The 22,331-nt window shown below is 42.3% G+C and carries 36 protein-coding genes and 1 pseudogene; 3 read left to right on the forward strand and 34 right to left on the reverse strand.

Annotated elements, in window-relative coordinates:
* Nucleotides 1–432 precede the first annotated feature (432 nt).
* A complete protein-coding gene (gene pdaB / locus Q3W56_RS16505) occupies nucleotides 433–1,197 on the forward strand; it encodes a polysaccharide deacetylase family sporulation protein PdaB (RefSeq protein ID WP_302896226.1) in 765 nt (254 codons plus the stop codon).
* Here the strand turns inward: pdaB and kbaA are convergent, their stop codons facing one another.
* A complete protein-coding gene (gene kbaA / locus Q3W56_RS16510; protein WP_302896241.1) occupies nucleotides 1,198–1,794 on the reverse strand; it encodes a KinB-signaling pathway activation protein in 597 nt (198 codons plus the stop codon).
* A 108-nt stretch (nucleotides 1,795–1,902) separates the two neighbouring features.
* Between kbaA and gerD the strand changes: the two genes are divergently transcribed.
* Nucleotides 1,903–2,460 carry a spore germination lipoprotein GerD gene (gene gerD, locus Q3W56_RS16515; RefSeq protein WP_302896227.1) on the forward strand — a complete coding sequence of 186 codons (558 nt, stop codon included), beginning with the start codon at nucleotides 1,903–1,905 and terminating at the stop codon, nucleotides 2,458–2,460.
* Between the two features lie 38 nt (nucleotides 2,461–2,498).
* Here gerD and salA read toward each other — a convergent pair whose 3' ends face one another.
* The 5 genes from salA to Q3W56_RS16540 all read right to left on the reverse strand — a co-directional run bounded on the left by salA (nucleotide 2,499) and on the right by Q3W56_RS16540 (nucleotide 6,951).
* A complete protein-coding gene (gene salA / locus Q3W56_RS16520) occupies nucleotides 2,499–3,557 on the reverse strand; it encodes an iron-sulfur carrier protein/transcriptional regulator SalA (RefSeq protein ID WP_302896228.1) in 1,059 nt (352 codons plus the stop codon).
* 94 nt (nucleotides 3,558–3,651) lie between these two features.
* The gene (gene cwlD / locus Q3W56_RS16525) at nucleotides 3,652–4,365 is read right to left on the reverse strand and encodes an N-acetylmuramoyl-L-alanine amidase CwlD (RefSeq protein WP_019713068.1); all 714 of its coding nucleotides are present in this window, start codon (nucleotides 4,363–4,365) and stop codon (nucleotides 3,652–3,654) included.
* A 59-nt stretch (nucleotides 4,366–4,424) separates the two neighbouring features.
* Complete coding sequence (locus tag Q3W56_RS16530) at nucleotides 4,425–4,868, reverse strand: YbaK family protein (protein ID WP_302896229.1); 444 nt, start codon at nucleotides 4,866–4,868, stop codon at nucleotides 4,425–4,427.
* Between the two features lie 194 nt (nucleotides 4,869–5,062).
* Nucleotides 5,063–5,830: a class I SAM-dependent methyltransferase gene (locus Q3W56_RS16535; RefSeq protein ID WP_019713066.1), complete on the reverse strand. Its 768-nt coding sequence runs from the start codon at nucleotides 5,828–5,830 to the stop codon at nucleotides 5,063–5,065.
* Nucleotides 5,831–5,976: 146 nt separating this feature from the next.
* Nucleotides 5,977–6,951, reverse strand: a complete 975-nt coding sequence (locus Q3W56_RS16540) for an ABC transporter ATP-binding protein (protein WP_302896242.1) — start codon at nucleotides 6,949–6,951, stop codon at nucleotides 5,977–5,979.
* Between Q3W56_RS16540 and Q3W56_RS16545 the strand changes: the two are divergent.
* Nucleotides 6,951–7,139, forward strand: a pseudogene (locus Q3W56_RS16545) (hypothetical protein); the annotation flags it as partial. The gene Q3W56_RS16540 and the pseudogene Q3W56_RS16545 sit on opposite strands and share 1 nt — an antisense overlap.
* On the opposite strand, the gene rpsI reads toward Q3W56_RS16545, so the two are convergent.
* The 28 genes from rpsI to rplP all read right to left on the reverse strand — a co-directional run bounded on the left by rpsI (nucleotide 7,136) and on the right by rplP (nucleotide 22,331).
* A complete protein-coding gene (rpsI, locus tag Q3W56_RS16550) occupies nucleotides 7,136–7,528 on the reverse strand; it encodes a 30S ribosomal protein S9 (protein ID WP_003225846.1) in 393 nt (130 codons plus the stop codon). The pseudogene Q3W56_RS16545 and the gene rpsI sit on opposite strands and share 4 nt — an antisense overlap.
* Before the next feature lie 20 nt (nucleotides 7,529–7,548).
* Nucleotides 7,549–7,986 carry a 50S ribosomal protein L13 gene (gene rplM / locus Q3W56_RS16555; RefSeq protein ID WP_003241966.1) on the reverse strand — a complete coding sequence of 146 codons (438 nt, stop codon included), beginning with the start codon at nucleotides 7,984–7,986 and terminating at the stop codon, nucleotides 7,549–7,551.
* A 161-nt stretch (nucleotides 7,987–8,147) separates the two neighbouring features.
* Nucleotides 8,148–8,891 (reverse strand): tRNA pseudouridine(38-40) synthase TruA, encoded by a 744-nt coding sequence (gene truA, locus Q3W56_RS16560; RefSeq protein WP_019713063.1) that lies wholly within the window; start codon nucleotides 8,889–8,891, stop codon nucleotides 8,148–8,150.
* Between the two features lie 9 nt (nucleotides 8,892–8,900).
* A complete protein-coding gene (locus Q3W56_RS16565) occupies nucleotides 8,901–9,698 on the reverse strand; it encodes an energy-coupling factor transporter transmembrane component T family protein (protein WP_302896230.1) in 798 nt (265 codons plus the stop codon).
* Nucleotides 9,695–10,564 carry an energy-coupling factor ABC transporter ATP-binding protein gene (locus Q3W56_RS16570; RefSeq protein WP_302896231.1) on the reverse strand — a complete coding sequence of 290 codons (870 nt, stop codon included), beginning with the start codon at nucleotides 10,562–10,564 and terminating at the stop codon, nucleotides 9,695–9,697. Before Q3W56_RS16570 ends, Q3W56_RS16565 begins: the two co-directional genes overlap by 4 nt.
* Nucleotides 10,540–11,385: an energy-coupling factor ABC transporter ATP-binding protein gene (locus tag Q3W56_RS16575; RefSeq protein WP_302896232.1), complete on the reverse strand. Its 846-nt coding sequence runs from the start codon at nucleotides 11,383–11,385 to the stop codon at nucleotides 10,540–10,542. Before Q3W56_RS16575 ends, Q3W56_RS16570 begins: the two co-directional genes overlap by 25 nt.
* A gap of 130 nt (nucleotides 11,386–11,515) precedes the next feature.
* Nucleotides 11,516–11,878, reverse strand: coding sequence for a 50S ribosomal protein L17 (gene rplQ, locus Q3W56_RS16580; RefSeq protein ID WP_003225836.1), 363 nt, complete (start codon nucleotides 11,876–11,878; stop codon nucleotides 11,516–11,518).
* Nucleotides 11,879–11,955: 77 nt separating this feature from the next.
* Nucleotides 11,956–12,900, reverse strand: a complete 945-nt coding sequence (locus Q3W56_RS16585) for a DNA-directed RNA polymerase subunit alpha (protein ID WP_003225835.1) — start codon at nucleotides 12,898–12,900, stop codon at nucleotides 11,956–11,958.
* A 176-nt stretch (nucleotides 12,901–13,076) separates the two neighbouring features.
* Nucleotides 13,077–13,472, reverse strand: coding sequence for a 30S ribosomal protein S11 (rpsK, locus tag Q3W56_RS16590; RefSeq protein WP_010332782.1), 396 nt, complete (start codon nucleotides 13,470–13,472; stop codon nucleotides 13,077–13,079).
* A gap of 20 nt (nucleotides 13,473–13,492) precedes the next feature.
* Nucleotides 13,493–13,858 (reverse strand): 30S ribosomal protein S13, encoded by a 366-nt coding sequence (rpsM, locus tag Q3W56_RS16595; protein WP_003235095.1) that lies wholly within the window; start codon nucleotides 13,856–13,858, stop codon nucleotides 13,493–13,495.
* A 22-nt stretch (nucleotides 13,859–13,880) separates the two neighbouring features.
* A complete protein-coding gene (rpmJ, locus tag Q3W56_RS16600) occupies nucleotides 13,881–13,994 on the reverse strand; it encodes a 50S ribosomal protein L36 (protein ID WP_003156543.1) in 114 nt (37 codons plus the stop codon).
* Between the two features lie 33 nt (nucleotides 13,995–14,027).
* Nucleotides 14,028–14,246, reverse strand: coding sequence for a translation initiation factor IF-1 (infA, locus tag Q3W56_RS16605; protein WP_003156508.1), 219 nt, complete (start codon nucleotides 14,244–14,246; stop codon nucleotides 14,028–14,030).
* Between the two features lie 312 nt (nucleotides 14,247–14,558).
* Nucleotides 14,559–15,305, reverse strand: a complete 747-nt coding sequence (gene map / locus Q3W56_RS16610; RefSeq protein ID WP_302896233.1) for a type I methionyl aminopeptidase — start codon at nucleotides 15,303–15,305, stop codon at nucleotides 14,559–14,561.
* Complete coding sequence (locus tag Q3W56_RS16615; RefSeq protein WP_019713058.1) at nucleotides 15,302–15,955, reverse strand: adenylate kinase; 654 nt, start codon at nucleotides 15,953–15,955, stop codon at nucleotides 15,302–15,304. The genes map and Q3W56_RS16615 overlap by 4 nt, the downstream gene beginning before the upstream one ends.
* A 54-nt stretch (nucleotides 15,956–16,009) precedes the next feature.
* Nucleotides 16,010–17,305: a preprotein translocase subunit SecY gene (gene secY / locus Q3W56_RS16620; protein ID WP_019713057.1), complete on the reverse strand. Its 1,296-nt coding sequence runs from the start codon at nucleotides 17,303–17,305 to the stop codon at nucleotides 16,010–16,012.
* Between the two features lies 1 nt (nucleotide 17,306).
* On the reverse strand, nucleotides 17,307–17,747 hold the full coding sequence (gene rplO / locus Q3W56_RS16625; protein ID WP_019713056.1) for a 50S ribosomal protein L15: 441 nt from the start codon (nucleotides 17,745–17,747) through the stop codon (nucleotides 17,307–17,309).
* A 30-nt stretch (nucleotides 17,748–17,777) separates the two neighbouring features.
* Nucleotides 17,778–17,957: a 50S ribosomal protein L30 gene (gene rpmD / locus Q3W56_RS16630; RefSeq protein WP_003156497.1), complete on the reverse strand. Its 180-nt coding sequence runs from the start codon at nucleotides 17,955–17,957 to the stop codon at nucleotides 17,778–17,780.
* A 13-nt stretch (nucleotides 17,958–17,970) separates the two neighbouring features.
* Nucleotides 17,971–18,471 carry a 30S ribosomal protein S5 gene (gene rpsE, locus Q3W56_RS16635; protein ID WP_003156493.1) on the reverse strand — a complete coding sequence of 167 codons (501 nt, stop codon included), beginning with the start codon at nucleotides 18,469–18,471 and terminating at the stop codon, nucleotides 17,971–17,973.
* A 24-nt stretch (nucleotides 18,472–18,495) separates the two neighbouring features.
* Complete coding sequence (rplR, locus tag Q3W56_RS16640) at nucleotides 18,496–18,858, reverse strand: 50S ribosomal protein L18 (protein ID WP_003225816.1); 363 nt, start codon at nucleotides 18,856–18,858, stop codon at nucleotides 18,496–18,498.
* 32 nt (nucleotides 18,859–18,890) lie between these two features.
* Nucleotides 18,891–19,430, reverse strand: coding sequence for a 50S ribosomal protein L6 (gene rplF / locus Q3W56_RS16645; RefSeq protein WP_003225814.1), 540 nt, complete (start codon nucleotides 19,428–19,430; stop codon nucleotides 18,891–18,893).
* A 29-nt stretch (nucleotides 19,431–19,459) separates the two neighbouring features.
* Nucleotides 19,460–19,858 (reverse strand): 30S ribosomal protein S8, encoded by a 399-nt coding sequence (rpsH, locus tag Q3W56_RS16650; RefSeq protein WP_003225812.1) that lies wholly within the window; start codon nucleotides 19,856–19,858, stop codon nucleotides 19,460–19,462.
* 31 nt (nucleotides 19,859–19,889) lie between these two features.
* Entirely contained in the window at nucleotides 19,890–20,075 is a 186-nt protein-coding gene (rpsN, locus tag Q3W56_RS16655) for a 30S ribosomal protein S14 (protein WP_003156488.1), read from the reverse strand.
* A gap of 22 nt (nucleotides 20,076–20,097) precedes the next feature.
* Nucleotides 20,098–20,637 carry a 50S ribosomal protein L5 gene (gene rplE, locus Q3W56_RS16660; RefSeq protein WP_003225809.1) on the reverse strand — a complete coding sequence of 180 codons (540 nt, stop codon included), beginning with the start codon at nucleotides 20,635–20,637 and terminating at the stop codon, nucleotides 20,098–20,100.
* A 26-nt stretch (nucleotides 20,638–20,663) separates the two neighbouring features.
* Complete coding sequence (rplX, locus tag Q3W56_RS16665) at nucleotides 20,664–20,975, reverse strand: 50S ribosomal protein L24 (protein WP_302896234.1); 312 nt, start codon at nucleotides 20,973–20,975, stop codon at nucleotides 20,664–20,666.
* 36 nt (nucleotides 20,976–21,011) lie between these two features.
* Entirely contained in the window at nucleotides 21,012–21,380 is a 369-nt protein-coding gene (gene rplN / locus Q3W56_RS16670) for a 50S ribosomal protein L14 (protein WP_003225805.1), read from the reverse strand.
* A 40-nt stretch (nucleotides 21,381–21,420) separates the two neighbouring features.
* Nucleotides 21,421–21,684: a 30S ribosomal protein S17 gene (rpsQ, locus tag Q3W56_RS16675; RefSeq protein ID WP_003225804.1), complete on the reverse strand. Its 264-nt coding sequence runs from the start codon at nucleotides 21,682–21,684 to the stop codon at nucleotides 21,421–21,423.
* A gap of 22 nt (nucleotides 21,685–21,706) precedes the next feature.
* The gene (gene rpmC / locus Q3W56_RS16680) at nucleotides 21,707–21,907 is read right to left on the reverse strand and encodes a 50S ribosomal protein L29 (protein ID WP_003156482.1); all 201 of its coding nucleotides are present in this window, start codon (nucleotides 21,905–21,907) and stop codon (nucleotides 21,707–21,709) included.
* Nucleotides 21,897–22,331 (reverse strand): 50S ribosomal protein L16, encoded by a 435-nt coding sequence (gene rplP, locus Q3W56_RS16685; RefSeq protein ID WP_003225801.1) that lies wholly within the window; start codon nucleotides 22,329–22,331, stop codon nucleotides 21,897–21,899. The genes rpmC and rplP overlap by 11 nt, the downstream gene beginning before the upstream one ends.

Below are 22,331 nucleotides of genomic sequence, written 5' to 3' on the forward strand. Positions count from 1 at the left end.
CCAGGATCAAACTCTCCGATAAAATGGATCACAGGTTAAGTTCACCGCATCCTGCGGTGACACCTGTGTGACCTGCGTCGTGCAGGCCTTAGTTTGACTGACTACGCACATCGCTGTGCGATTTTATAATTAACAGGTACGTTTTGTCTTGTTTAGTTTTCAAAGATCATTTCGTTGCTTCTCAATGAAGCAGCTTTATTACTATAACATTTAGCTTCTGTTAAGTCAACAACTTTTTTCAAAGTGTTTAATGAATCTTTTAGTTATGCCGGCTGTTTATCAGCGACGAATAATAATATATCACGGATATTATCAAAAGGTCAACAACAAATTTAAACTGTATGTAAAGAGACATTTTATCGGTTATATTCAATCGGCCATGCTCATAAGATGTAACACAGGAATGATGGACAAGATAAGGAGGCATCATCAGTGAATCACTTCTATGTGTGGCACATTAAACGAGTGAAGCAATTTATTATTATACTTATTGCTGCATTCGCAGCAGCCAGTTTTTTTTACATTCAAAGTGCTGTCCCGCTTCCCGTGTTTTCAACTGACACTGGACCTAAAGCCATCTATAAAGGAGAAACGGATTCGAAGGACATCGCACTTACGTTTGATATCAGCTGGGGGGATAAGAAAGCAGAACCCATTCTTGACACCTTGAAAGCGAATGGGATTAAAAATGCGACATTTTTCCTTTCCGCTTCTTGGGCCGAACGCCACCCTGACACAGTGGCACGTATAGTGAAGGATGGTCATCAAATCGGGAGCATGGGGTACGCCTATAAAAACTATGCTAATTTAGAAAGCAGCGAAATCAAAAAGGACATTAACCGTGCACAAACCGCCTTTGGAAAGTTAGGAATCAAAGACATACAGCTATTAAGACCCCCTACCGGACAATTCAATCAGAATGTTCTAACGGTCGCAAAGCAATACAATTATACAGTTGTGCATTACAGTGTGAACTCTCATGATTGGACAAATCCCGGGGTTGATAAAATCATCAACAATGTGACCAAGCAAGTTTCCGGAGGAGACATCATTCTTTTACACGCCTCCGACTCGGCAAAACAAACAGAAGAAGCGTTACCCGATATCATCCACCAGCTGAAAGAAAAAGGATTAAAAAACGTAACCGTAGGTGATCTCATTGCAAATGCAGATGCCAAATCCGCAGAGGTAAAGTAATCACTTCGCTGCAAATTTTGGCAGCATCAGCAGTTGAAAAGCATTACACGCCATTAACGGGAAAAGCATTAAATAAAGCCAGTCCTCATCATTTACTCTTAGCGCAGGGAACCATTCTAATGCGGTAATCACAACCATTAGAAACAACGATGACACAAACGTTTTCTTAGAGGACTGCTTTTGCTTTATATAAGCTGTAATTACTCCAAAAATCAATAAAAACAAAGGTAACCACGCATAGCCAGCCAGCGAATCCCCGCTCTCTCCAAAAAATAAAAAACGCACATACATTAAATCAAAAGCAACAAACAGGATAAAAAACAGCTGAAGCAAGTTCCACATAGATGAGGACCTTAATATCTCAAGCGCAAACCGGTGAACTGTTAAAAACACAAAAAACCCCATTTGGCTGATTACACTGAATATCATGCCTACACCGATAAACCAAAATAAAACAGAGAAAATCTGTCCCGCTTCAATAGCAAGAAACAGTCCCCTATATTCTCCCCATTTTAGAGCAAAACCCACAATACTCGTGATAACCGCTCCAACAGCTAAAATAGAAAAGAAAAAACGAACTAAACCACGGCTTTTCATTTCTTTATTCATCCCCTCAAAAATCGCAAAGGCGATATTTTGTTATGTATAAATCCAAACAGATGAATCATATTAAAAGTAAGACAAGTATGTGAAAGGAGCTTATGCATGTCAAAAGCCAAAATGCTATTGATGAGCTGTTTTTGGTTATTATCTGTAACAGCTTGCGCTCCAAAAGACCAAGCAGCGGATATGGACTATGATCAGACCAAAAAAATGGTTGTTGATATATTAAAAACTGATGATGGAAAGAAAGCGATTAAGGAATTATTAAACGATGATGCGATGAATGAAGCGCTGGTGATTGATCAAGATGCAATAAAAGGAACAATAGAAAAAACACTCACCTCTAAAAAAGGTGAAGAATTCTGGAAAAACATCTTTGAAGACACTGATTTTGCTCAAGGCTTTGCCAAAACTCTTCAGACAGAGCATGAGAAAGTGATTAAAAAACTGATGAAGGATCCGGATTACCAGAAGATGCTGATGGGCGTTATGCAGGATCCGGGCATGAACAAAAAGTATAGCGAACTGGCAAAAAGCCAAGAATTCCGCAGTTATTTAGAAGAGGTTATTAATGAGACACTTTCTAGTCCGCTTTACAAAAAACAGTTCGAAGATGAGCTAAAAAAAGCAGCAAAAGACACTGCCAAAGAAAGTGAATAATGGGAGAGCCGGGATCTAGAATCCCGGTTCACCTTTTTTTATACTTGCACTGACATTTTTGCAACTATATTTTTTGCAATGTCCTGATATATCTCTCCAATTGGATGATTTTCATCGTAAACAGACGGCGCAAATTGGTCCTGATTCCATTCAGGCTGTTTCAACGGGATTCTGCCGAGCAAAGGCACGTTGAGTTCCTCAGCTAGTTTATCTCCCCCGCCTTTTCCAAAGACATATTCTCTTTCCCCTGTCTTTGCACTTTCATAATAAGCCATGTTTTCTATGACACCAACGACCTCATGATCGGTTTTAATCGCCATAGAACCCGCTCTCGCTGCGACAAAAGCAGCTGTTGGATGCGGAGTCGATACAATGATTTCTTTGCAGCTCGGAAGCATAGTATGTACATCGAGAGCAACATCCCCCGTCCCAGGCGGAAGATCAAGAACGATATAATCTACTTCTCCCCACTCTACTTCGTGGAAAAAGTTGTTTAGCATTTTGCCAAGCATCGGCCCTCTCCACACGACCGGAGCATTTTCTTCTACGAAGAAGCCCATTGACATCACCTTTACCCCAAAGCGTTCAACAGGAAGCAGTTTCTCTCCTTCAATAGTAGGGCGCACAGTGATACCCATCATGTCCGGCACACTGAAGCCATAAATATCAGCATCAATTAAACCGACCTTTTTCCCAAGACGAGCCAGAGAAATAGCAAGGTTTACTGACACAGTTGATTTGCCTACGCCGCCTTTTCCGCTTGCTACAGCAAGAAAGACTGGTGGGTTATCCATATTTAACAATGTTTTCTTCTCACTTGACGGCGCCCGGAATTTTGCAACCGTTTCTTCAGGCAGCTCTTCAAAACGAAGGCCGACCGTCTCAGCGCCTGCCCCTTTTAAGATGTTTACGATCTCTTGCTGAATCTGCATTTGTTCTGCAGTTCCGGTTTTTGCAAGAGCGACTTTTACACTAACATGCCGTTTTTCAGGCTTTATTTTAATTTCCTTAACGGCATCCAATTCTCCCAGAGGTCTTTGAAGAAAAGGTTCGCGCATTTCACCGACTAGTTTTCTTACTTCATCTTCTCTTATCATCGAACCTCACCCTTTTGTGTATTCGTTTACAAGCATTATTATATCATACATAAATGGCGGGTGTCTTATGCTTAGAACCTAAGAAAACCCTCCTTTACTCCGGAGGGTCTCCTTTTTCTGTGAAATATCGCAAAATGCCTTTATATATGGAAGATGCCACCTTGTCCTGATATTTCGACTTCCCGAGAAGCCTTGCTTCATTTGGATTGGATAAAAATCCGATTTCTACAAGCGCCCCCGGTTTGGTGACGTTTTGCATTAAGTAGATACCATGAATCCGCTTTGCTTTCCGGGTCGTGTTTTCCAAGTTTCTTCTCAACTCATCCTGAATGTATTTCGCGACTTTCTCATTTTCCGCAAATTTTCCATAATAGAAACTTTGGGCTCCGCTCCATTTTTGTGACGGAATCGCATTGAGGTGAATGCTGATATAGAGTTCAGCCTCTGAATGGTTTATTAAATGAACTCGCTGCCTTAAGTCCTCCGCTTTTCGTCTGCTGTAGCCCTTCGTTCCTTCTGGAGCGAGATCAGTATCACTTTCTCTGGTCATGATGACAAGCGCGCCTTGTTCTTGAAGATAATCCCTGACTCTAAAGGCCACTTCCAGGGTTACATCCTTCTCTAACAGCTTTCCGCCGACTGCTCCGCCGTCGGGCCCGCCATGACCTGGATCCAAATAAATAATTTTCCCGCTCAAGGGCAGACTCCACGGCTTCCAAGAATCGTTATCGCTGAACTGATACTTGAATAGAAATAGTAATACGATGAAGCCTAGCAAAAAACCAAGCCATTTAAGCTTTTTCCTCATCCCTTCCCCTCCCGCTTGTCCGTTACTACATAACTATGGGACAGGGCAGGGAAATATGATTAACGCATGCGAAGCTTACACTGTTTTTCTCGTTGGACAAACCCCTCTGTCCACCAGTCTTTAATGAACTTGCGTGCTGCTTCGTATACCGTATTTTTATCAAGTGCTGCGTATTGCTCGTGTGTCCAATTATAGAGATAATCAAAAAACTCCATACGAAGCTCTTCTTCTTCTCTTGCAGAGCGGGCACTGATGCTTTGCATGGATTCTCCGTAATAGCCGAATATCCCAAATCGCCCGCCTAACAAATAGGCTTCTATCGCAAAATCAATACAGCCTTCGGTAATAATATCTCTTTCATCATGTAGGAATGGAAATAATGGTTCCAAACAGTCCTTAACAGACTGGATAATTTGTCTCAGAGAGAGTTCTTTGAGCAAGTTCTTTTCTAATTCAAAATCCTTTTGGCGTTTCACATCCATAAAAGACAGTACTTCTGCCATACAATTCACTCTCCTTTTACCGGTTATTTTGAGGTTTGGGTGGTGAATCAATGCCCGAATTCGATTGGAAATTCGCCCAAATGAAGGTGCCGAATCGATAATAAGGAGAGGAATAGCAGCTTTCCGCAGATCCAGAACGAACGTTCCTGTTAGTGGTTATTAAAAAAGCAGCCCTTTAACAGGTCGCTGCTTTTTCATAATTTCACGCTTCTTGTTGCAGAATATGTATGAATATACTGGTCCAATACAAACCCGCCTTTATCTTCATAAAAACCTGTGACGATAAAACCGGCATCAATTTGGCCTTTGATTTGGTCTTCTAGAGAATGGCCGAATTCCAGAGCCTCCTGATTTTCAATCAATTTTTTCACTTTATGTTTTGGAAGATCTTCTGAGTCGGCATATGGAATGGAGTGTTTGACTTTTAAAATCCCTTGCTGTTCCAATTCAACATCAAACAGGAACACGACTGGATTTACAAACCCTGAAATGAGAGCGCCGTTTCTTTTCAGCACACGGTGCGCTTCCTTCCATACCGGGAGAACATTCTCAACAAAAACATTGGCAACAGGATGTACAATAACATCAAAAGATTCATCCTTAAACTGACTGAGATCGTCCATGCTTCCTTTGACAGTATGTATTGTGAGACCGTCGCGCTTAGCAACCATTCTATCCTGATCCAGCTGTTTCTCCGAATTATCCAATACAGTGACATCCGCTCCTGCAGCTGCTAAAATCGGGCCTTGCTGGCCGCCACCTGATGCTAAACAGAGTACTTTCAGTCCGTTGACAGGGGGAAACCAATCCCTCGGTACATCTTTCATTGGTGTTACCCTTATATCCCAATTGCCTGTTTTCGCTTGTTCGATGACATGCTGATCAACAGCAACAGTCCATTCATTGCCTGTTTCTACTTTTTGATCCCAGGCTTTGCTATTATGGTTTATTAACGCATTCATGAATCGTTCTCCTTACTTTAATGTATAGAGTATAACAAATATTTCTAGGTTGTTATTGCTTTCCCTTTGTATATCTAGAAAAAAGTTCATAAAAACGCAAAAAAATCACAAAGGAAATGTGATTTTTTTGGCCAGTGAATATCATATCATTTTTTTGAATCATATAAGTGGCAAAACACTTGGTGCTGCTTGGACATATTGCTTAGCATCGGCATCTTTGTTTTGCATTGCTCCATGACAGCAGGGCATCTGGTATGAAATGGACAGCCGGCAGGCGGATTTGAAGGGCTAGGCAAATCACCTTTAAGCAAGATGCGTTCCTTTCTGCGATGCGGGTCTGGGATCGGGACAGCTGACAGCAACGCTTTTGTATACGGGTGCTTCGGATTCTGTATAATTGAATCGCGATCGCCAACTTCAACCAGTTTGCCAAGATACATCACACCTATACGGTCACTTATAAAATCAACGACGCTTAAATCATGTGCTATAAACAAATAGGTTAAACCAAATTCCTTATGCAGGTCCTTCATCAGGTTAAGTATCTGCGACTGAATCGATACATCGAGTGCGGAAACAGCCTCATCGGCAATAATTAGTTTCGGATTAACAGCAAGAGCCCGGGCGATTCCGATTCTTTGCCTTTGCCCGCCGCTGAATTCATGCGGAAAACGACTGCCGTGCTGGCGGGACAGCCCCACTGTATCCAAAAGCTGATGCACCTTTCTTTCACGTTCAGAAGAAGTCATGAGTCCATGAACAATCAACGGTTCTTCTATGATTTCTTTCACTCTCATTCTGGGATTCAATGAGGCATAAGGATCTTGAAACACCATTTGAAAATCTTTACGCAAATTACGCACGTCTTTCTCATTCATTTTCGTAATATCCTGTCCGTTAAACAGAATACTGCCTTCTGTCGGCTCCAGTAGCTTCATTAACATCCGTCCGGTTGTCGACTTTCCGCATCCGCTCTCTCCGACAAGGCCGAAAGTTTCTCCGCGATTAATAGTAAATGATATATCATCCACCGCTCTCACGGGCTTTGATTTTCTAAAAAGGCCGGATGAATCTGCAAAGATTTTTTTCAAGTGTTTCACTTCAACTAAAGGCTCATCGATTAGGAGCAGATCCCTCTACTCCTGAATGGGGCGCTATGCTGAGTGATGGGCACAACTACTTAAACACAGCTCCGCATGTGACGATTTTTCCGGGCCTTGCAATCTTTCTCACTGTTTTAGCTTTTAATCTGCTTGGTATAAAAAAGCTCCCAACACAAGGTCGAGAGCTTTTGAAAACGCAAAATTAACGTTTTGAGAACTGAGGTGCACGACGAGCGCCTTTAAGACCGTATTTTTTACGTTCTTTCATACGAGCGTCACGAGTCAGAAGACCTGCACGTTTAAGTGTTGCACGGTATTCTGGATCTGCTTCAAGCAAAGCACGAGCGATACCATGACGGATTGCTCCAGCTTGACCAGATAAGCCGCCTCCATGTACGTTTACTAAAACATCATAAGTGCCAGCTGTTTCAGTCAAAGTTAATGGTTGTTTGATATCTTCGATTAGAGCTGGAGATGGGATGTGCTCGCTGATTTCACGATTATTAACGACGATACGACCTTCTCCTGGAACTAAGCGCACACGCGCTACAGAACTTTTACGACGGCCAGTACCGTAATATTGAACCTGTGCCAAATTGGTAACCTCCTTTTTAATTAACCGCGAAGTTCGTAAACTTCAGGTTTTTGTGCTTCATGTGGATGCTCAGAACCACGGTATACGTTCAATTTTTTGAACATTTGACGACCTAGAGAACCTTTTGGAAGCATGCCTTTGATAGCAAGCTCAAGCATTTTCTCAGGGTAGTTTGTACGCATTTCAAGAGCAGTTCTTGATTTTAATCCGCCTGGATGTTGAGTGTGACGGTAGTAGATTTTGTCAGTTAACTTTTTACCAGTTAACTCGATTTTTTCAGCGTTGATGATGATCACATGATCTCCTGTATCAACGTGTGGTGTGTAAGTTGGTTTGTGTTTTCCGCGAAGGATAGCTGCAACTTCTGAAGAAAGACGGCCTAAAGTCTTGCCAGCAGCATCAACAACTAACCACTTGCGTTCAATAGTACTTGCGTTAGCCATAGGTGTTGTACGCATTGAATTTCCCTCCTAAATGATCTGTCATTTTCAATAAACTTCGATTACGTTCTATTTCACAACACAATAAGTTCCGGGGCTTATCGTGGGGTTGAAATACATACCATATGATATCTTATAACTTTATGCAGACTCTGTCAAGAAAATATTATACACCTGGTTTAGTTGTCATAGTAAACGTTCCATAAATATAGCCCATGCCCCGGTGCTGTACGCCCTGCCGCTTCGCGATCCTTCGCTGCCAGCATGGATTTCACATCATCGGGAGAAATTTTTCCAATACCTGCATCAAGCAAAGTACCCGCAATAATTCTGACCATATTATATAAGAAACCGCTGCCTGTGATCCGCATTTGCAGGCCGTCATCCGTCTCAGTCCAATCAAGTTCGTAAATCGTTCTTACCTTGTCCTGCACTTCTGTTTTAGCCGCGCAAAAGCTCGTGAAATCATGTGTGCCTATAAGATGCTTTGCCGCTTCTCTCATGCTCTGCACATTTAGTTGATATGAAAAATGGTAAGCGTAATGCCGTTTAAATACGTCCGGGTGTTTCTCCGTGTATACAAAGTAGCGATATTCTTTTTTAACTGCGCTAAATCGTGCATGGAACCCATCATCCGCAATTTCTGCCTGTTTGACTGCGATATCGTCCGGAAGCAGTGCATTTAAAGCATATGGCCATCTCTCCGCCGGAATAGACAGCGGAGTATCAAAATGAATCACCTGTCCTGCTGCATGAACCCCGCTATCTGTTCTTCCTGATGAAACGACCGAAATTCTGTCTTTCGACTTATGAAGGACAGCCAAAGCCTTCTCCAGTTCATCCTGAACCGTTCTTTTGCCCGGCTGCACCTGATACCCATTAAACAAATGTCCGTCATAAGAAATTGTGCATTTCAATCTCATACAGCACCTCTACGTCCTTAAGAAAAATAACAAAGCAGCCAAAACCATCAAGCTCACAATGACAGAAGTGTCTTTTCCTGTCCATACAAGCTTTCTGTATTTCGTACGTCCCTCTCCGCCTTGATAGCCCCTGGCTTCCATTGCCACAGCAAGCTCTTCGGCGCGTTTGAATGCACTGACGAAGAGAGGGACAAGAAGCGGGACAATAGCCTTCACTCTGTCTTTGACAGGTCCGCTTGTAAAATCAACGCCCCGCGCCATCTGAGCCTTCATGATCTTATCTGTCTCCTCCATCAAGGTCGGGATAAACCGCAAAGAAATTGACATCATAAGAGCAAGCTCGTGAACAGGAAGCTTTATTTTTTTCAATGGATTCAGCAGCTGCTCCATTCCATCGGTAATCTCAATCGGTGTTGTCGTCAGCGTTAATAAGGTTGTCATAAAAATCAAATAGACGAATCTAAGAGAAATGAATATCCCTTGAGCCAAACCGCCCTCATAGACTTTGAAAACACCTAATTGAAAAATAACCGGTCCTTCATGTGTCATTAAAATGTGAAGAATGAACGTAAAGAGGACAATCCAGATGATTGGCTTTAGGCCTTTCATTAAAAAAGAGAAAGGAACTCTAGTTAAAGAAACGACGCCTACAGTAAATAATCCAAGCAGCGCATATGTCTGTACATTATTGGCTAGGAATACGATGCAGACAAATAAAAAGATCGTAATGAGTTTTGTTCTGGGATCAAGCCGGTGTACAAGTGAAGAACCCGGTACATACTTGCCGATAATCATGCTGTCCATCATAAGGGCTTTTCCCCCTGGAAAAGAGCACGGATTTCAGCAGCGGCATCTTCCATTGTGAGCATAGGCTCTTTAAATCTGACGCCAAGTGCAGCTTCCAGCTGCCTTTGGAATTTTATCGTTTCCGGAAGATCCAGCCCCCAGCCAGCCATCTCTTCACCTTTTAAAAACAAATCATGCGGACTGCCTGATGCCTGTATCGTTCCTTTATGCATGACGATCATTTCATCAGCGTATGCAGCCGCATCCTCCATACTGTGTGTGACAAGAACCGTCGTCTGGTTTCCTCGTTGATGAAGCTCATAAAACATGTCCATAATCTCTTTTCGCCCTCTTGGGTCCAATCCTGCAGTCGGTTCATCCAAAACAAGCACTTCAGGATCCATTGCAAGTACGCCGGCAATTGCAACTCTGCGCATTTGCCCCCCGCTTAATTCGAAAGGCGATCTGTCCAAAAGTTCATCTGATAAACCTACAAGCTTCAGAATCTCTCTGGCTTTTTGTTCAGCATCCTCTTTTTTTACACCAAAATTCATCGGTCCGAACGATATATCTTTGAGAACTGTTTCTTCGAATAATTGATGCTCTGGAAATTGGAAAACGATTCCGACTTTTTTACGAAGGGTTTTCAGCTCTTTATTCTTTCTCCCTGCCTGAATGACAGTGCTGCCTAGTGATATCTGTCCCTTCGTCGGCTTCAGAAGACCATTCATGTGCTGAAGAAGAGTGGACTTGCCAGAGCCTGTATGCCCAATAACGGCTACGTAGCTGCCTTCTTTAATCGATGCATTGATATCATACAATGCAAGGCGCTCAAACGGCGTCTTCATCTGATAACGATGTTCTACATCTTTGATCGTAATGTCCATAGCTCTTTCACCAGCCCTTCCTGAGTCAAATGATTTTCTTCCAATGCCAGTCCATTTTCTCTTAAAAGCTGGCTAAGCTGGAATGAGAAGGGTAAATCAAGCCCAATTCGAACAAGTTCTTTATTCAATTTAAAAATTTCTTCAGGCAGCCCTTCGGCATATTTCTTACCGTCATTCATCACAATGATCCTGTCTGCTTTTGCTGCCTCATTCAGATCATGTGTGATGGATATGACAGTCGCCATGCCCTCGCCCTTTAAATGTCTTACCGTCTCTAGCACTTCTTCTCGCCCAATCGGGTCAAGCATGGATGTTGCTTCATCTAAGATAATAATATCAGGACGTGCGGCAATAACCCCCGCAATCGCAACTCTCTGCTTTTGGCCTCCGGAGAGATGGTGCGGCTCTTGATCGAGAAAATCTTGCATGTTCACCTGTTTTACTGCCCAGTCTACTCTCTCAATCATTTCTTCGCGCGGTACACCATTGTTTTCTAAACCAAAAGCCACATCATCGCGAACAGTCGTTCCGACAAATTGGTTATCCGGATTTTGAAAGACCATACCTATCTTCTTTCGCACTTCCCAAACCGATTCCTCTGTCAATTGAATCCCGGCAACCTCGATATTGCCTGATTCAGGAAGGATCAAACCATTCAATGCCCGGGCCAGTGTTGATTTCCCTGAACCGTTATGACCTACAATTGCAAGCCATTCACCCTCATACACCTGCAGGGAGACGCCGTCAAGTGCCCGTCTTTCTGCGTCTTTCCGATATCGAAAAACGATATCCTCTACCGATATCAACTGATTTTGATTCATGGAAAACCGGCCTCCTCTCAGCTCATGCTCTGCTTATCTCTCTATATAAAAAAATTGCAGTATCTAAAAAAAGGGCATAGATCCAGTTAGAAACTGTCCCGCCCTTCTTTAGACACACAAAAATATGTGATTAAACCAATTCGATAATTGCCATTGGTGCTCCGTCACCACGGCGAGGACCAAGCTTCATAATACGTGTGTATCCACCTTGGCGCTCCTCGTAACGAGTTGCAATGTCAGAGAATAATTTTTGAAGTGCATCTTGGTTATTTTCTTCGTTAGCAACCTCGTTGCGGATGTATGCAGCAGCTTGACGGCGAGCGTGAAGATCACCGCGTTTGCCAAGCGTGATCATTTTTTCAACTACAGAGCGAAGTTCTTTCGCACGTGTTTCAGTTGTTTCGATTCTTTCGTTGATGATCAAATCAGTTGTAAGATCACGAAGCATAGCTTTACGCTGTGCACTCGTACGTCCTAGTTTTCTGTATGACATGTGATGTCCCCTCCTTTATTGAAATGCTGTTTCTGAATAATAAACACACGAAAATCCTAGTTCACAAGGGAAACTAGTCAATCGTCTTTGCGAAGTCCGAGTCCAAGTTCTTCTAGTTTCGCTTTCACTTCTTCAAGTGATTTCCGTCCTAGATTCCGAACTTTCATCATATCTTCTTCCGTCTTGTTCGCAAGCTCTTGAACCGTGTTAATACCCGCACGCTTTAAGCAGTTGTAAGAGCGAACAGAAAGATCCAATTCTTCAATTGTCATTTCAAGAACTTTCTCTTTTTGATCTTCTTCTTTTTCAACCATGATTTCAGCATGCTGAGCTTCGTCAGTTAAACCAACGAATATATTAAGGTGTTCAGTTAAAATCTTTGAACCAAGCGCAATAGCTTCTTTCGGTCCAGTGCTTCCATCAGTCCAAACATCAAGTGTAAGTTTATCATAGTTTGCAACTTGGCCTACACGAGTGTTCTCTACCTGATAAGATACACGAGAAACTGGCGTATAGATAGAATCGATCGGAATCACGCCGATTGGCTGATCGTCTCTCTTGTTTGCGTCAGCAGGCGTATACCCACGTCCTCTTTGAGCAGTAAGGCGAACTCGGAAACTCGCATTCTCACCAAGAGTCGCGATATGAAGATCAGGATTTAAGATCTCTACATCACTATCGTGTGTAATATCAGCTGCCGTTACAGTTCCTTCACCCTGTACATCAATTTCTAGCGTCTTCTCTTCATCAGAGTAAATTTTCAATGCAAGCTTTTTAATGTGTAAGATAATCGTTGTAACATCTTCCACAACGCCTTCAATTGTCGAGAATTCGTGCAGTACACCATCTATCTGGATTGATGTTACAGCGGCACCAGGGAGTGAGGATAAGAGGATACGACGTAAGGAGTTACCCAGAGTTGTACCATATCCACGCTCAAGTGGCTCTACGACAAACTTACCAAATTTGGCATCGTCGCTGATTTCAACCGTTTCGATTTTTGGTTTTTCAATCTCGATCATTACTTAAAACCCTCCTTCAAAACGTCGAAACCTCGAATAGAATCATATGAGATTCCATCCGAAATTCCCCATTGTTTAGTCCCGTATGTGCTCAGGCAACGAGTCGGTGCATTCGTTTCATAAATAACTGTATCATAACCCATTATTGACAGGGACACAAAATCTATACAAACAAATTACACGCGGCGACGTTTTGGTGGACGGCATCCGTTATGAGGAACAGGAGTTACGTCTCTGATAGCAGTGACTTCTAGTCCAGCAGCTTGAAGTGCACGGATTGCAGCTTCACGGCCTGAACCAGGGCCTTTAACAGTAACCTCAAGTGTTTTAAGACCATGTTCGATTGAACCTTTAGCAGCTGTTTCTGCAGCCATTTGCGCAGCAAAAGGAGTAGATTTACGAGAACCTCTGAATCCTAAAGCTCCGGCACTTGACCAAGAAAGAGCATTGCCATGAGTGTCAGTGATCGTAACGATCGTGTTATTGAAAGTTGAACGAATATGAGCAATTCCAGACTCAATATTCTTTTTCACGCGACGTTTACGCGTGTTAGATTTACGAGCAGCAGCCATTGTTTAAGAACCTCCCTTACTTATTTTTTCTTGTTAGCTACAGTACGACGCGGACCTTTACGAGTACGCGCATTGTTTTTAGAGTTTTGTCCGCGAACAGGTAATCCTCTGCGATGACGGATTCCGCGGTAGCTTCCGATTTCGATCAGACGTTTGATATTAAGAGAAACTTCACGGCGAAGGTCACCTTCTACTTTCAGTTTGTCAATAATATCACGGATTTTACCAAGTTCTTCTTCAGTAAGATCGCGCACACGAGTATCTTCTGAAACTCCAGCTTCTTTTAAAACTTGCTGAGCCGTTGTGCGGCCAATTCCGAAGATGTAAGTTAAAGAAATAACAACACGTTTGTCACGTGGGATATCTACACCAGCAATACGAGCCATTCTCTGGGCACCTCCTTATAAATTATCCTTGTTTTTGTTTATGCTTTGGATTTTCACAGATCACCATTACTTTTCCTTTTCTGCGAATAACTTTACATTTTTCGCAGATTGGTTTAACTGATGGTCTCACTTTCATGTGTTTCCAACCTCCTTCAGTTTCCGGAGTGCTTTATTTGTAACGGTACGTAATCCTGCCACGAGTTAAGTCATATGGAGATAATTCTACCGTAACTTTGTCTCCAGGTAAAATGCGAATGAAGTGCATGCGGATTTTACCAGATACGTGAGCCAAAACAGTGTGGCCATTTTCAAGTTCAACTTTGAACATCGCGTTTGGCAGTGTTTCGACTATCGTACCTTCCACTTCAATTACATCGTCTTTCGCCATTCAAGTGTTCTCCCTTCTTCAAATCAGTAACTTGCTTTCTGACAAATTTCAAAAGAAGTTTGTCACACGCCCTGTTTCGTTTATACTGTTCTGAACTTCCGGAGATACGCAATCATAAAGGGTTAAATGATTGATATTCTTTTTCTTAGGAGAATGTAATATACGCTTTTCTCCGTCTGCTGTTAGTACATTGATGATGGTCAACAATCCCAATGACAACGACAAGATGAATTCGGTCCTGCCAATGTTCATCCAAACTTTCTGCCCTATCAAGCTGGAAAAAAACATCTGCCTTCGGAATTATTTCATCACCTAGACTCTCGTCAGTATATCAAAACCCGTTTCCGTAATCGCAATCGTATGTTCAAAATGAGCACACTTTTTCCCATCTACCGTTACAACCGTCCAGTTATCAGCCAATGTTTTCACGTAGCGGCTGCCAGCGTTCACCATAGGTTCAATAGCGAGAACCATGCCAGGTTTAAGCCGTGGTCCTTTGTTGGGCGGACCGTAATGAGGAATTTGCGGGTCCTCATGCAAGTCTTGACCAACACCATGTCCGACATACTCCCTAACAACTGAAAACTGCTCATTTTCGACATACGTTTGTATTGCGTGGGAAATATTCGACAAACGTTCACCTGGTTTTGCTTCCTGCAAGCCTTTATATAAAGACTCCTCTGTTACTTCCAGAAGTTTTTTGTCATCATCACTGATGTTTCCTACCGGATATGTCCATGCAGAGTCACCATGATAACCATTTAATTTAGCACCGATATCAATACTGATGATGTCTCCATCCTTTAGCACCCTGCTGCCAGGAATGCCGTGAACGAGTTCTTCATTAACTGATACGCAAATGCTCCCGCGAAACCCATTATACCCCTTAAAAGATGGGATTGCACCCTGCTTCTTAATAAAACGTTCGGCAATTTGATCCAATTCTTTTGTCGAGATTCCTGGTTTAATGTGCTTTTTTAACTCATCATGAGTTAAAGCCACGATTCGCCCTGCTTCCCGCATGATATCAAGTTCACGTGGGGTTTTACAGATAATCATTTTTTTAATCCTCCAAGAAGATCCTTCACATCTGCATAAACGTCTTGAATGTCCTGTTGGCCATTCACGTTTGCAAGATAACCTTTCTCAGAATAGAAATCGAGTAAAGGCTGAGTTTGCTTCATGTTTACCTCAAGCCGTTTAGAGACGGTTTCCTCATTATCATCTGCCCGTTGATAGAGTTCGCCTCCGTCTTTATCACAAACACCCGGCGTTTTCGGTGGATTAAAGATTAAATGATAGGTTGTGCCGCAAACACTGCAAATTCTGCGTCCAGTCAGACGTTCCATTAGAGCGTCTTTGTCGACTTCAATGTTAATGACATAATCAATCGGCTTGCCATATTCCTCAAGAATTTCTTCAAGAGCTTCAGCTTGAGCGACTGTTCGCGGAAATCCGTCCAGAAGAAAACCTCTTTCACAATCATCTTTGCCAAGTCTTTCTTTGACAATTCCGATTGTAACTTCGTCAGGTACGAGCTCTCCCTTATCAATATAAGATTTTGCTTCGAGTCCGAGTGGTGTTTCTTCTTTCATAGCAGCACGGAACATATCTCCTGTTGAGATATGAGGAATCCCATAATCCTCAACAATTCGTTCGCCCTGTGTACCTTTACCAGCACCAGGAAGCCCCATTAAGACTAAGTTCATTCGGATTTCCCCCGTCCTCTCTTTATTAAGAGGGAATGGATAAATCCATTTCCTCTAGTTTTTCATAAATCCACGGTAGTTTCGTTTCACCAACTGGCTTTCTAGTTGTTTCATTGTCTCCAAGGCTACCCCGACAACAATTAACAAAGATGTTCCGCCAATTTGTGCACTTTGAGGCAATCCAGCGAATTGAATGAAAAAGATAGGAAGAATGGAAATCACGGCTAAGAATATAGAACCCACAAACGTAAGTCGATACAAAATGCTCGTAATTCTATCTTGAGTCATTTTCCCTGGACGAACCCCCGGGATATAGCCACCCTGTTTTTTAAGGTTATCAGCCATTTGTTCAGGATTGACCTGTACAAAAGCATAAAAGTACGTAAAGGCAATAATCAACGCAACATATATCGCCATACCCACCGGATGCGTATTATCAAAGTAGTTTTGAATCCACTTTGTCACATCATTTGTTCCAAAGAATGACGCGATCGTCCGCGGCGTTATCAAAAACGCAACCGCAAAGATTACCGGAATAACCCCTGCAGGATTCACTTTCAAAGGAAGGTGTGTAGACTGACCTCCGCCAGCAGGTGAACGACCTGTACCTTTAGCATATTGAATCGCAATTTTCCGTACGGCTTGCTGAATGAAAATAACTCCAACAATAACTGCTAAAATCGCAATCACAAGAAGTGCGATTTTCACAATATGAATAAACAACTGATCGTTGCTGCCGACAAATTGAGTCTCATATATTTGTCCAATTGTTTTTGGAATACTAGCCACAATCCCCGCGAAGATAATGATCGATATTCCGTTGCCTACTCCATGAGTCGTAATTTGTTCTCCAAGCCACATTAAAAAGGCAGTTCCGCCAGTGAGTACTAAAGCAATGATGAGATATGTCGATATACCGGATTTTTCGATCAGCATACCGTTTGCCAGATTGTTGAATCCGTAAGACATACCTAACGCCTGGATGAAACCAAGCACAATCGTAAAGTACCTTGTGAACTGAGCTAATTTACGGCGGCCAACTTCACCTTGCTTAGACCACTCGGTAAACTTCGGCACAACATCCATCTGAAGCAGCTGAATGATGATCGAAGCTGTGATATAAGGAGTAATTCCCATTGCAAAAATGGAAAATTGGTAAAGCGCACCGCCGCCAAATGTATTAAGGAGATCAAAAACACCCATTTGAGACTGTGCCTGTAACACTTCAGCGTTAACATAAGGCACAGGAATAAACGCACCTATGCGAAAGACGATAAGCATGAGTAAAGTGAATATGATTTTATTCCTGATATCACTCACACGCATAAAGTTGGAGATTGTTTTAAACAAGTTAGATCACCTCAGCTGTACCGCCAGCAGCTTCAACAGCTTCTTTTGCAGAAGCAGAGAATTTATTGGCTTTTACAGTTAATTTTTTCTCTAATTTACCGTTGCCAAGAATCTTTACTCCTGCATTAAGTTTGCTAATAACACCAGTCTCAAGAAGAAGTTCAGGAGTGACTTCCGTTCCTTCTGCAAAACCGTTCAATTTGTCTAGGTTGACTACAGCGTAATCCTTGCGGTTAATGTTAGTGAAACCGCGTTTAGGAAGACGTTGGAATAAAGGCATTTGTCCCCCCTCGAATCCAGGGCGTACACCGCCGCCAGAACGAGCGTTTTGACCTTTGTGACCTTTACCAGCTGTTTTACCGTTGCCAGAACCAATACCACGACCTACGCGATTACGCGTTTTGCGTGAACCTTCTGAAGGTTTTAATTCATGAAGTTTCATTAGGACACCTCCTTATCCGATCAATTATTTTTATTGTTCTTTAACAGAAACTAAATGAGATACTTTATTAATCATACCGCGGATCGCAGCGTTGTCTTCATGAACAACAGTTTGGTTTGTTTTCTTTAAACCAAGTGTTCTGACAGTAACGCGTTGATCTTCCGGGCGACCGATTACACTTCGTTTGAGGGTAATTTCTAATTTAGCCATTAATATTCCCTCCTTATCCTAACAGTTCTTCTACAGATTTTCCACGAAGCTTCGCAACCTCTTCAGCACGCTTAAGTTCACTTAAGCCTTGAAGTGTTGCACGAATCATGTTGATCGGTGTGTTAGAACCTAAAGACTTAGAAAGGATATCAGCTACACCAGCAAGCTCAAGTACCGCACGTACAGGGCCTCCAGCGATAACTCCAGTACCTTCAGAAGCAGGTTTTAACAAGATGTTACCTGCACCGAAACGTCCGATGATTTCGTGTGGAATTGTAGTTCCAACCATTGGTACTTCAATCAAATTCTTTTTCGCATCTTCAACAGCTTTGCGGATCGCTTCTGGTACTTCTTGTGCTTTACCAGTACCGAATCCTACGTGTCCGTTTTTGTCACCGACAACGACTAGAGCTGCGAAGCGGAAACGACGACCACCTTTAACAACTTTCGCTACGCGGTTAACCGTAACTAAGCGTTCTTCTAACTCTAATTTGCTTGGGTCAATACGACGCATAATCATGTGTCCCTCCTTCTTTTATTAAAATTTAAGTCCAGCTTCACGAGCGGCATCAGCCAAAGCTTTTACACGTCCATGGTATAAGTATCCGCCACGGTCAAATACTACGTCAGAAATGCCTTTTTCAGCAGCACGTTTTGCAACTAATTCTCCAACTTTAGTAGCAGCAGAAGTATCTCCAGTGCTTTCAACGTTCAAGTCTTTATCGAGAGTAGATGCACTAGCAAGTGTAACACCATTTACATCATCGATGATTTGAGCGTAAATGTGCTTGTTAGAACGGAAAACGTTCAGGCGCGGTCTTTCAGCAGTACCGGAAAGTTTAGCGCGAACACGAGCGTGTCTTTTAAGACGAGCAGCATTTTTGCTAGTTTTCGTAATCATCTATGTCACTCCTTTCTTCACTTTAAGCGATCTTACTTAGCAGATTTACCTTCTTTGCGGCGAACAACTTCACCTTCGTAGCGGATTCCTTTACCTTTGTAAGGCTCTGGAGAACGGACAGCACGAATGTTAGCAGCGATAGCTCCTACACGTTCTTTGTCTGTACCTTTTACAACTACTTTAGTTTGAGAAGGAACTTCGATTTCGATGCCTTCTTCAGGAACGATCTCAACAGGGTGAGAGTATCCAACGTTTAAAACAAGTTTATTGCCAGATTTAGACGCACGGTAACCGACACCGACTAATTCCAAACCTCTTTCAAATCCTTTAGATACACCTTCAACCATGTTGCCAAGCAGACTGCGCGTCGTACCATGCAAAGCACGGTGCTCTTTTTGATCAGAAGGACGAGTGACTGTAAGCACATTGTCCTCTACTTTAATCTCCATATCAGGGTGAAACGTACGAGTTAATTCTCCTTTTGGTCCTTTCACAGCTACAGTATTGTCATCATTTAACGTTACTGTAACATCAGAAGGAATCTCAAGTAGCTTCTTACCTACACGAGACATACCAAACACCTCCATTCATGTTAAACTTCTTACCAAACGTATGCTAGAACTTCTCCACCAGCTTGTTTTGCACGGGCTTCTTTGTCCGTTAAAACACCTTGTGATGTAGAAAGAATCGCGATTCCAAGACCGTTAAGTACGCGAGGTACTTCATTAGATTTAGCATAAACACGCAAACCAGGCTTGCTGATTCTTTTAAGACCAGTGATAACGCGCTCGTTGTTTTGTCCGTATTTCAAGAAAACGCGGATGATACCTTGTTTGCTGTCTTCTACGAACTCAACGTCACGAATGAAACCTTCACGCTTTAAAATTTCAGCAATTTCTCTTTTCAATTTAGAAGCAGGAATTTCAAGCTTCTCATGACGTACCATGTTTGCATTGCGAATACGAGTTAGCATATCTGCAATTGGATCTGTCATAACCATTATATAATTACCTCCTTCCCTTTCTTGGGGATTACCAGCTGGCTTTTTTCACGCCAGGAATTTGTCCTTTATATGCAAGCTCACGGAAACAAATACGGCAAAGTTTAAATTTACGAATGACTGAATGCGGACGTCCGCAGCGTTCACAGCGTGTGTACTCTTGTACTTTAAACTTTGGTGTACGTTGTTGTTTCGCAATCATAGACTTTTTAGCCACGATTTCGCCTCCCTTTCATTGATTATTTCTGGAACGGCATACCTACTTGAGTTAATAGCTCACGAGCTTCTTCGTCAGTATTAGCAGTTGTTACGATAACGATGTCCATTCCGCGAACCTTTGTTACTTTATCGTAGTCAATTTCAGGGAAGATTAACTGTTCTTTGATACCAAGTGTGTAGTTACCGCGACCGTCGAAAGATTTTTTAGAAACCCCGCGGAAGTCACGTACACGCGGTAAAGATACAGAAATAAGTTTATCAAGGAAATCATACATGCGCTCTCCGCGAAGAGTTACTTTCGCACCGATAGGCATTCCCTCACGAAGACGGAATCCAGCAATTGATTTCTTCGCACGAGTAACGACAGGTTTTTGACCTGCGATAAACGTTAATTCTTCAACAGCACTGTCGATTGCTTTCGCGTTTTGAACAGCGTCACCAACACCCATGTTGATTACGATTTTTTCGATTTTAGGCACTTGCATGACAGAATCATAGTTGAACTTTGTCATTAAAGCAGGTGCAATTTCTTTATTGTACTTTTCTTTAAGGCGGTTCATGAGATAGACCTCCCTTCCTTTTAATACTATTTATCTAGAACTTGCCCAGATTTTTTTGCTACACGAACTTTTTTGCCATCTTCCACTTTGTATCCTACGCGAGTCACTTCACCTGTTTTAGGATCGAGCGGCATAACGTTTGATACATGAATTGGCGCCTCTTGATTAGAAATACCGCCTTGAGGGTTAGCTTGAGTTGGTTTAGCGTGTTTCTTCACCATGTTTACACCTTCAACTAAAACGCGGTCCTTTTTAGGGAAAGCAGCAAGGATTGTTCCTTGTTTGCCTTTATCTTTACCAGAGATAACCATTACTTTATCGCCTTTTTTAACATGCATCCTGATCGCACCTCCTTGACTAAGGCATTTATTTCATTAGATAACTTCTGGAGCTAGAGAAACAATTTTCATAAAGTTGTTTTCACGCAATTCACGAGCAACTGGTCCGAAGATACGAGTTCCGCGTGGGCTCTTGTCGTCACGGATGATAACACATGCATTCTCATCGAAGCTGATGTATGAACCGTCACTTCTGCGCGCTCCGCTTTTCGTGCGAACGATAACAGCTTTTACGACTTCACCTTTTTTGACAACGCCTCCTGGTGTTGCTTGTTTAACCGTGCAAACAATTACATCACCAATGTTAGCTGTTTTACGTCCAGAACCACCAAGAACTTTAATAGTAAGTACTTCACGTGCGCCAGAGTTGTCAGCTACTTTTAAACGAGTCTCTTGTTGAATCATTATTTGTTACCTCCCTTCGGAAAAAGAATTCCGAACTTTATTAGATAATAACAGCTTCTTCGACAACTTCAACTAGACGGAAACGCTTAGTTGCAGACAATGGACGAGTTTCCATGATCTTTACGATGTCGCCAATTTTAGCTTGATTATTTTCATCATGTGCTTTGAATTTTTTTGAGTATTTTACGCGTTTACCGTAAAGTGTATGTTTTTTGTATGTTTCAACAACAACAGTGATGGTTTTATCCATTTTGTCAGAAACAACACGGCCTTGGTAAACTTTGCGCTGGTTACGTTCGCTCATGCTCACGACCTCCCCTCAGTGATTATTTATTAGCAGCAATTTCTCTTTCACGAATCACAGTTTTCATGCGCGCGATAGCTTTGCGCACTTCACGAATGCGAGCAGTATTTTCAAGTTGTCCTGTCGCTAATTGAAAGCGAAGATTGAAAAGTTCTTCTTTAAGAGACTTTACTTTTTGTTCAATTTCAGCAGTGGTAAGGTCACGAATTTCATTAGCTTTCATTTGATTCACCACCAATTTCTTCACGTTTTACGAACTTCGTTTTAATTGGCAATTTGTGAGATGCAAGACGAAGCGCTTCACGAGCAACCTCTTCAGATACACCAGAAATTTCAAATAAAACTTTGCCCGGTTTTACAACAGCTACCCAACCTTCTGGAGCCCCTTTACCGGATCCCATACGTACCTCAAGTGGTTTAGCAGTGTAAGGTTTAGAAGGGAAAATTTTGATCCAAACTTTACCGCCACGTTTCATGTAACGAGTCATCGCAATACGTGCAGCTTCGATTTGACGGTTAGTGATCCAAGAAGCTTCAAGAGCTTGGATACCGAATTCACCGAAATGCACTTCAGTACCGCCTTTCGCACGACCACGCATTTTTCCGCGATGCTCTCTGCGATATTTAACGCGTTTTGGTAATAACAT

The sequence above is a fragment of the Bacillus sp. C28GYM-DRY-1 genome, assembly GCF_030519405.1.
In the GTDB taxonomy this organism is placed as follows: Bacteria; Bacillota; Bacilli; order Bacillales; family Bacillaceae; genus Bacillus; species Bacillus spizizenii_A.

Bases quoted from the DNA above. Each gene is read 5' to 3' on its own strand.
- Q3W56_RS16530 (WP_302896229.1), bottom strand. From the start codon at position 4,868: ATGGCAGAAGTACTGTCTTTTATGGATGTGAAACGCCAAAAGGATTTT.
- map (WP_302896233.1), bottom strand. From the start codon at position 15,305: ATGATTATCTGTAAAACCCCACGTGAACTTGATATCATGCGGGAAGCA.
- rplF (WP_003225814.1), bottom strand. From the start codon at position 19,430: ATGTCTCGTGTAGGTAAGAAGCTACTTGAGATTCCTTCTGATGTTACA.
- Q3W56_RS16535 (WP_019713066.1), bottom strand. From the start codon at position 5,830: ATGAATGCGTTAATAAACCATAATAGCAAAGCCTGGGATCAAAAAGTA.
- Q3W56_RS16615 (WP_019713058.1), bottom strand. From the start codon at position 15,955: ATGAACTTAGTCTTAATGGGGCTTCCTGGTGCTGGTAAAGGTACACAG.
- rpsK (WP_010332782.1), bottom strand. From the start codon at position 13,472: ATGGCTGCTGCTCGTAAATCTAACACGCGTAAACGTCGCGTGAAAAAG.
- Q3W56_RS16585 (WP_003225835.1), bottom strand. From the start codon at position 12,900: ATGATCGAGATTGAAAAACCAAAAATCGAAACGGTTGAAATCAGCGAC.
- rplX (WP_302896234.1), bottom strand. From the start codon at position 20,975: ATGCATGTTAAAAAAGGCGATAAAGTAATGGTTATCTCTGGTAAAGAT.
- rplO (WP_019713056.1), bottom strand. From the start codon at position 17,747: ATGAAACTTCATGAATTAAAACCTTCAGAAGGTTCACGCAAAACGCGT.
- rpmC (WP_003156482.1), bottom strand. From the start codon at position 21,907: ATGAAAGCTAATGAAATTCGTGACCTTACCACTGCTGAAATTGAACAA.
- rpmJ (WP_003156543.1), bottom strand. From the start codon at position 13,994: ATGAAAGTGAGACCATCAGTTAAACCAATCTGCGAAAAATGTAAAGTT.
- rplN (WP_003225805.1), bottom strand. From the start codon at position 21,380: ATGATTCAACAAGAGACTCGTTTAAAAGTAGCTGACAACTCTGGCGCA.
- rpsH (WP_003225812.1), bottom strand. From the start codon at position 19,858: ATGGTTATGACAGATCCAATTGCAGATATGCTAACTCGTATTCGCAAT.
- gerD (WP_302896227.1), top strand. From the start codon at position 1,903: ATGTCAAAAGCCAAAATGCTATTGATGAGCTGTTTTTGGTTATTATCT.
- salA (WP_302896228.1), bottom strand. From the start codon at position 3,557: ATGATAAGAGAAGATGAAGTAAGAAAACTAGTCGGTGAAATGCGCGAA.
- rpsM (WP_003235095.1), bottom strand. From the start codon at position 13,858: ATGGCTCGTATTGCTGGTGTAGATATCCCACGTGACAAACGTGTTGTT.
- kbaA (WP_302896241.1), bottom strand. From the start codon at position 1,794: ATGAAAAGCCGTGGTTTAGTTCGTTTTTTCTTTTCTATTTTAGCTGTT.
- Q3W56_RS16575 (WP_302896232.1), bottom strand. From the start codon at position 11,385: ATGAATCAAAATCAGTTGATATCGGTAGAGGATATCGTTTTTCGATAT.
- rplE (WP_003225809.1), bottom strand. From the start codon at position 20,637: ATGAACCGCCTTAAAGAAAAGTACAATAAAGAAATTGCACCTGCTTTA.
- Q3W56_RS16565 (WP_302896230.1), bottom strand. From the start codon at position 9,698: ATGATGGACAGCATGATTATCGGCAAGTATGTACCGGGTTCTTCACTT.
- rplM (WP_003241966.1), bottom strand. From the start codon at position 7,986: ATGCGTACAACACCTATGGCTAACGCAAGTACTATTGAACGCAAGTGG.
- truA (WP_019713063.1), bottom strand. From the start codon at position 8,891: ATGAGATTGAAATGCACAATTTCTTATGACGGACATTTGTTTAATGGG.
- rpsE (WP_003156493.1), bottom strand. From the start codon at position 18,471: ATGCGTCGTATTGACCCAAGCAAATTAGAGTTAGAAGAACGCTTAGTT.
- rplQ (WP_003225836.1), bottom strand. From the start codon at position 11,878: ATGTCATACAGAAAACTAGGACGTACGAGTGCACAGCGTAAAGCTATG.
- rplR (WP_003225816.1), bottom strand. From the start codon at position 18,858: ATGATTACGAAAACTAGCAAAAATGCTGCTCGTCTTAAAAGACACGCT.
- rpsQ (WP_003225804.1), bottom strand. From the start codon at position 21,684: ATGAGCGAACGTAACCAGCGCAAAGTTTACCAAGGCCGTGTTGTTTCT.
- rplP (WP_003225801.1), bottom strand. From the start codon at position 22,331: ATGTTATTACCAAAACGCGTTAAATATCGCAGAGAGCATCGCGGAAAA.
- Q3W56_RS16570 (WP_302896231.1), bottom strand. From the start codon at position 10,564: ATGGACATTACGATCAAAGATGTAGAACATCGTTATCAGATGAAGACG.
- infA (WP_003156508.1), bottom strand. From the start codon at position 14,246: ATGGCGAAAGACGATGTAATTGAAGTGGAAGGTACGATAGTCGAAACA.
- rpmD (WP_003156497.1), bottom strand. From the start codon at position 17,957: ATGGCTAAATTAGAAATTACCCTCAAACGAAGTGTAATCGGTCGCCCG.
- cwlD (WP_019713068.1), bottom strand. From the start codon at position 4,365: ATGAGGAAAAAGCTTAAATGGCTTGGTTTTTTGCTAGGCTTCATCGTA.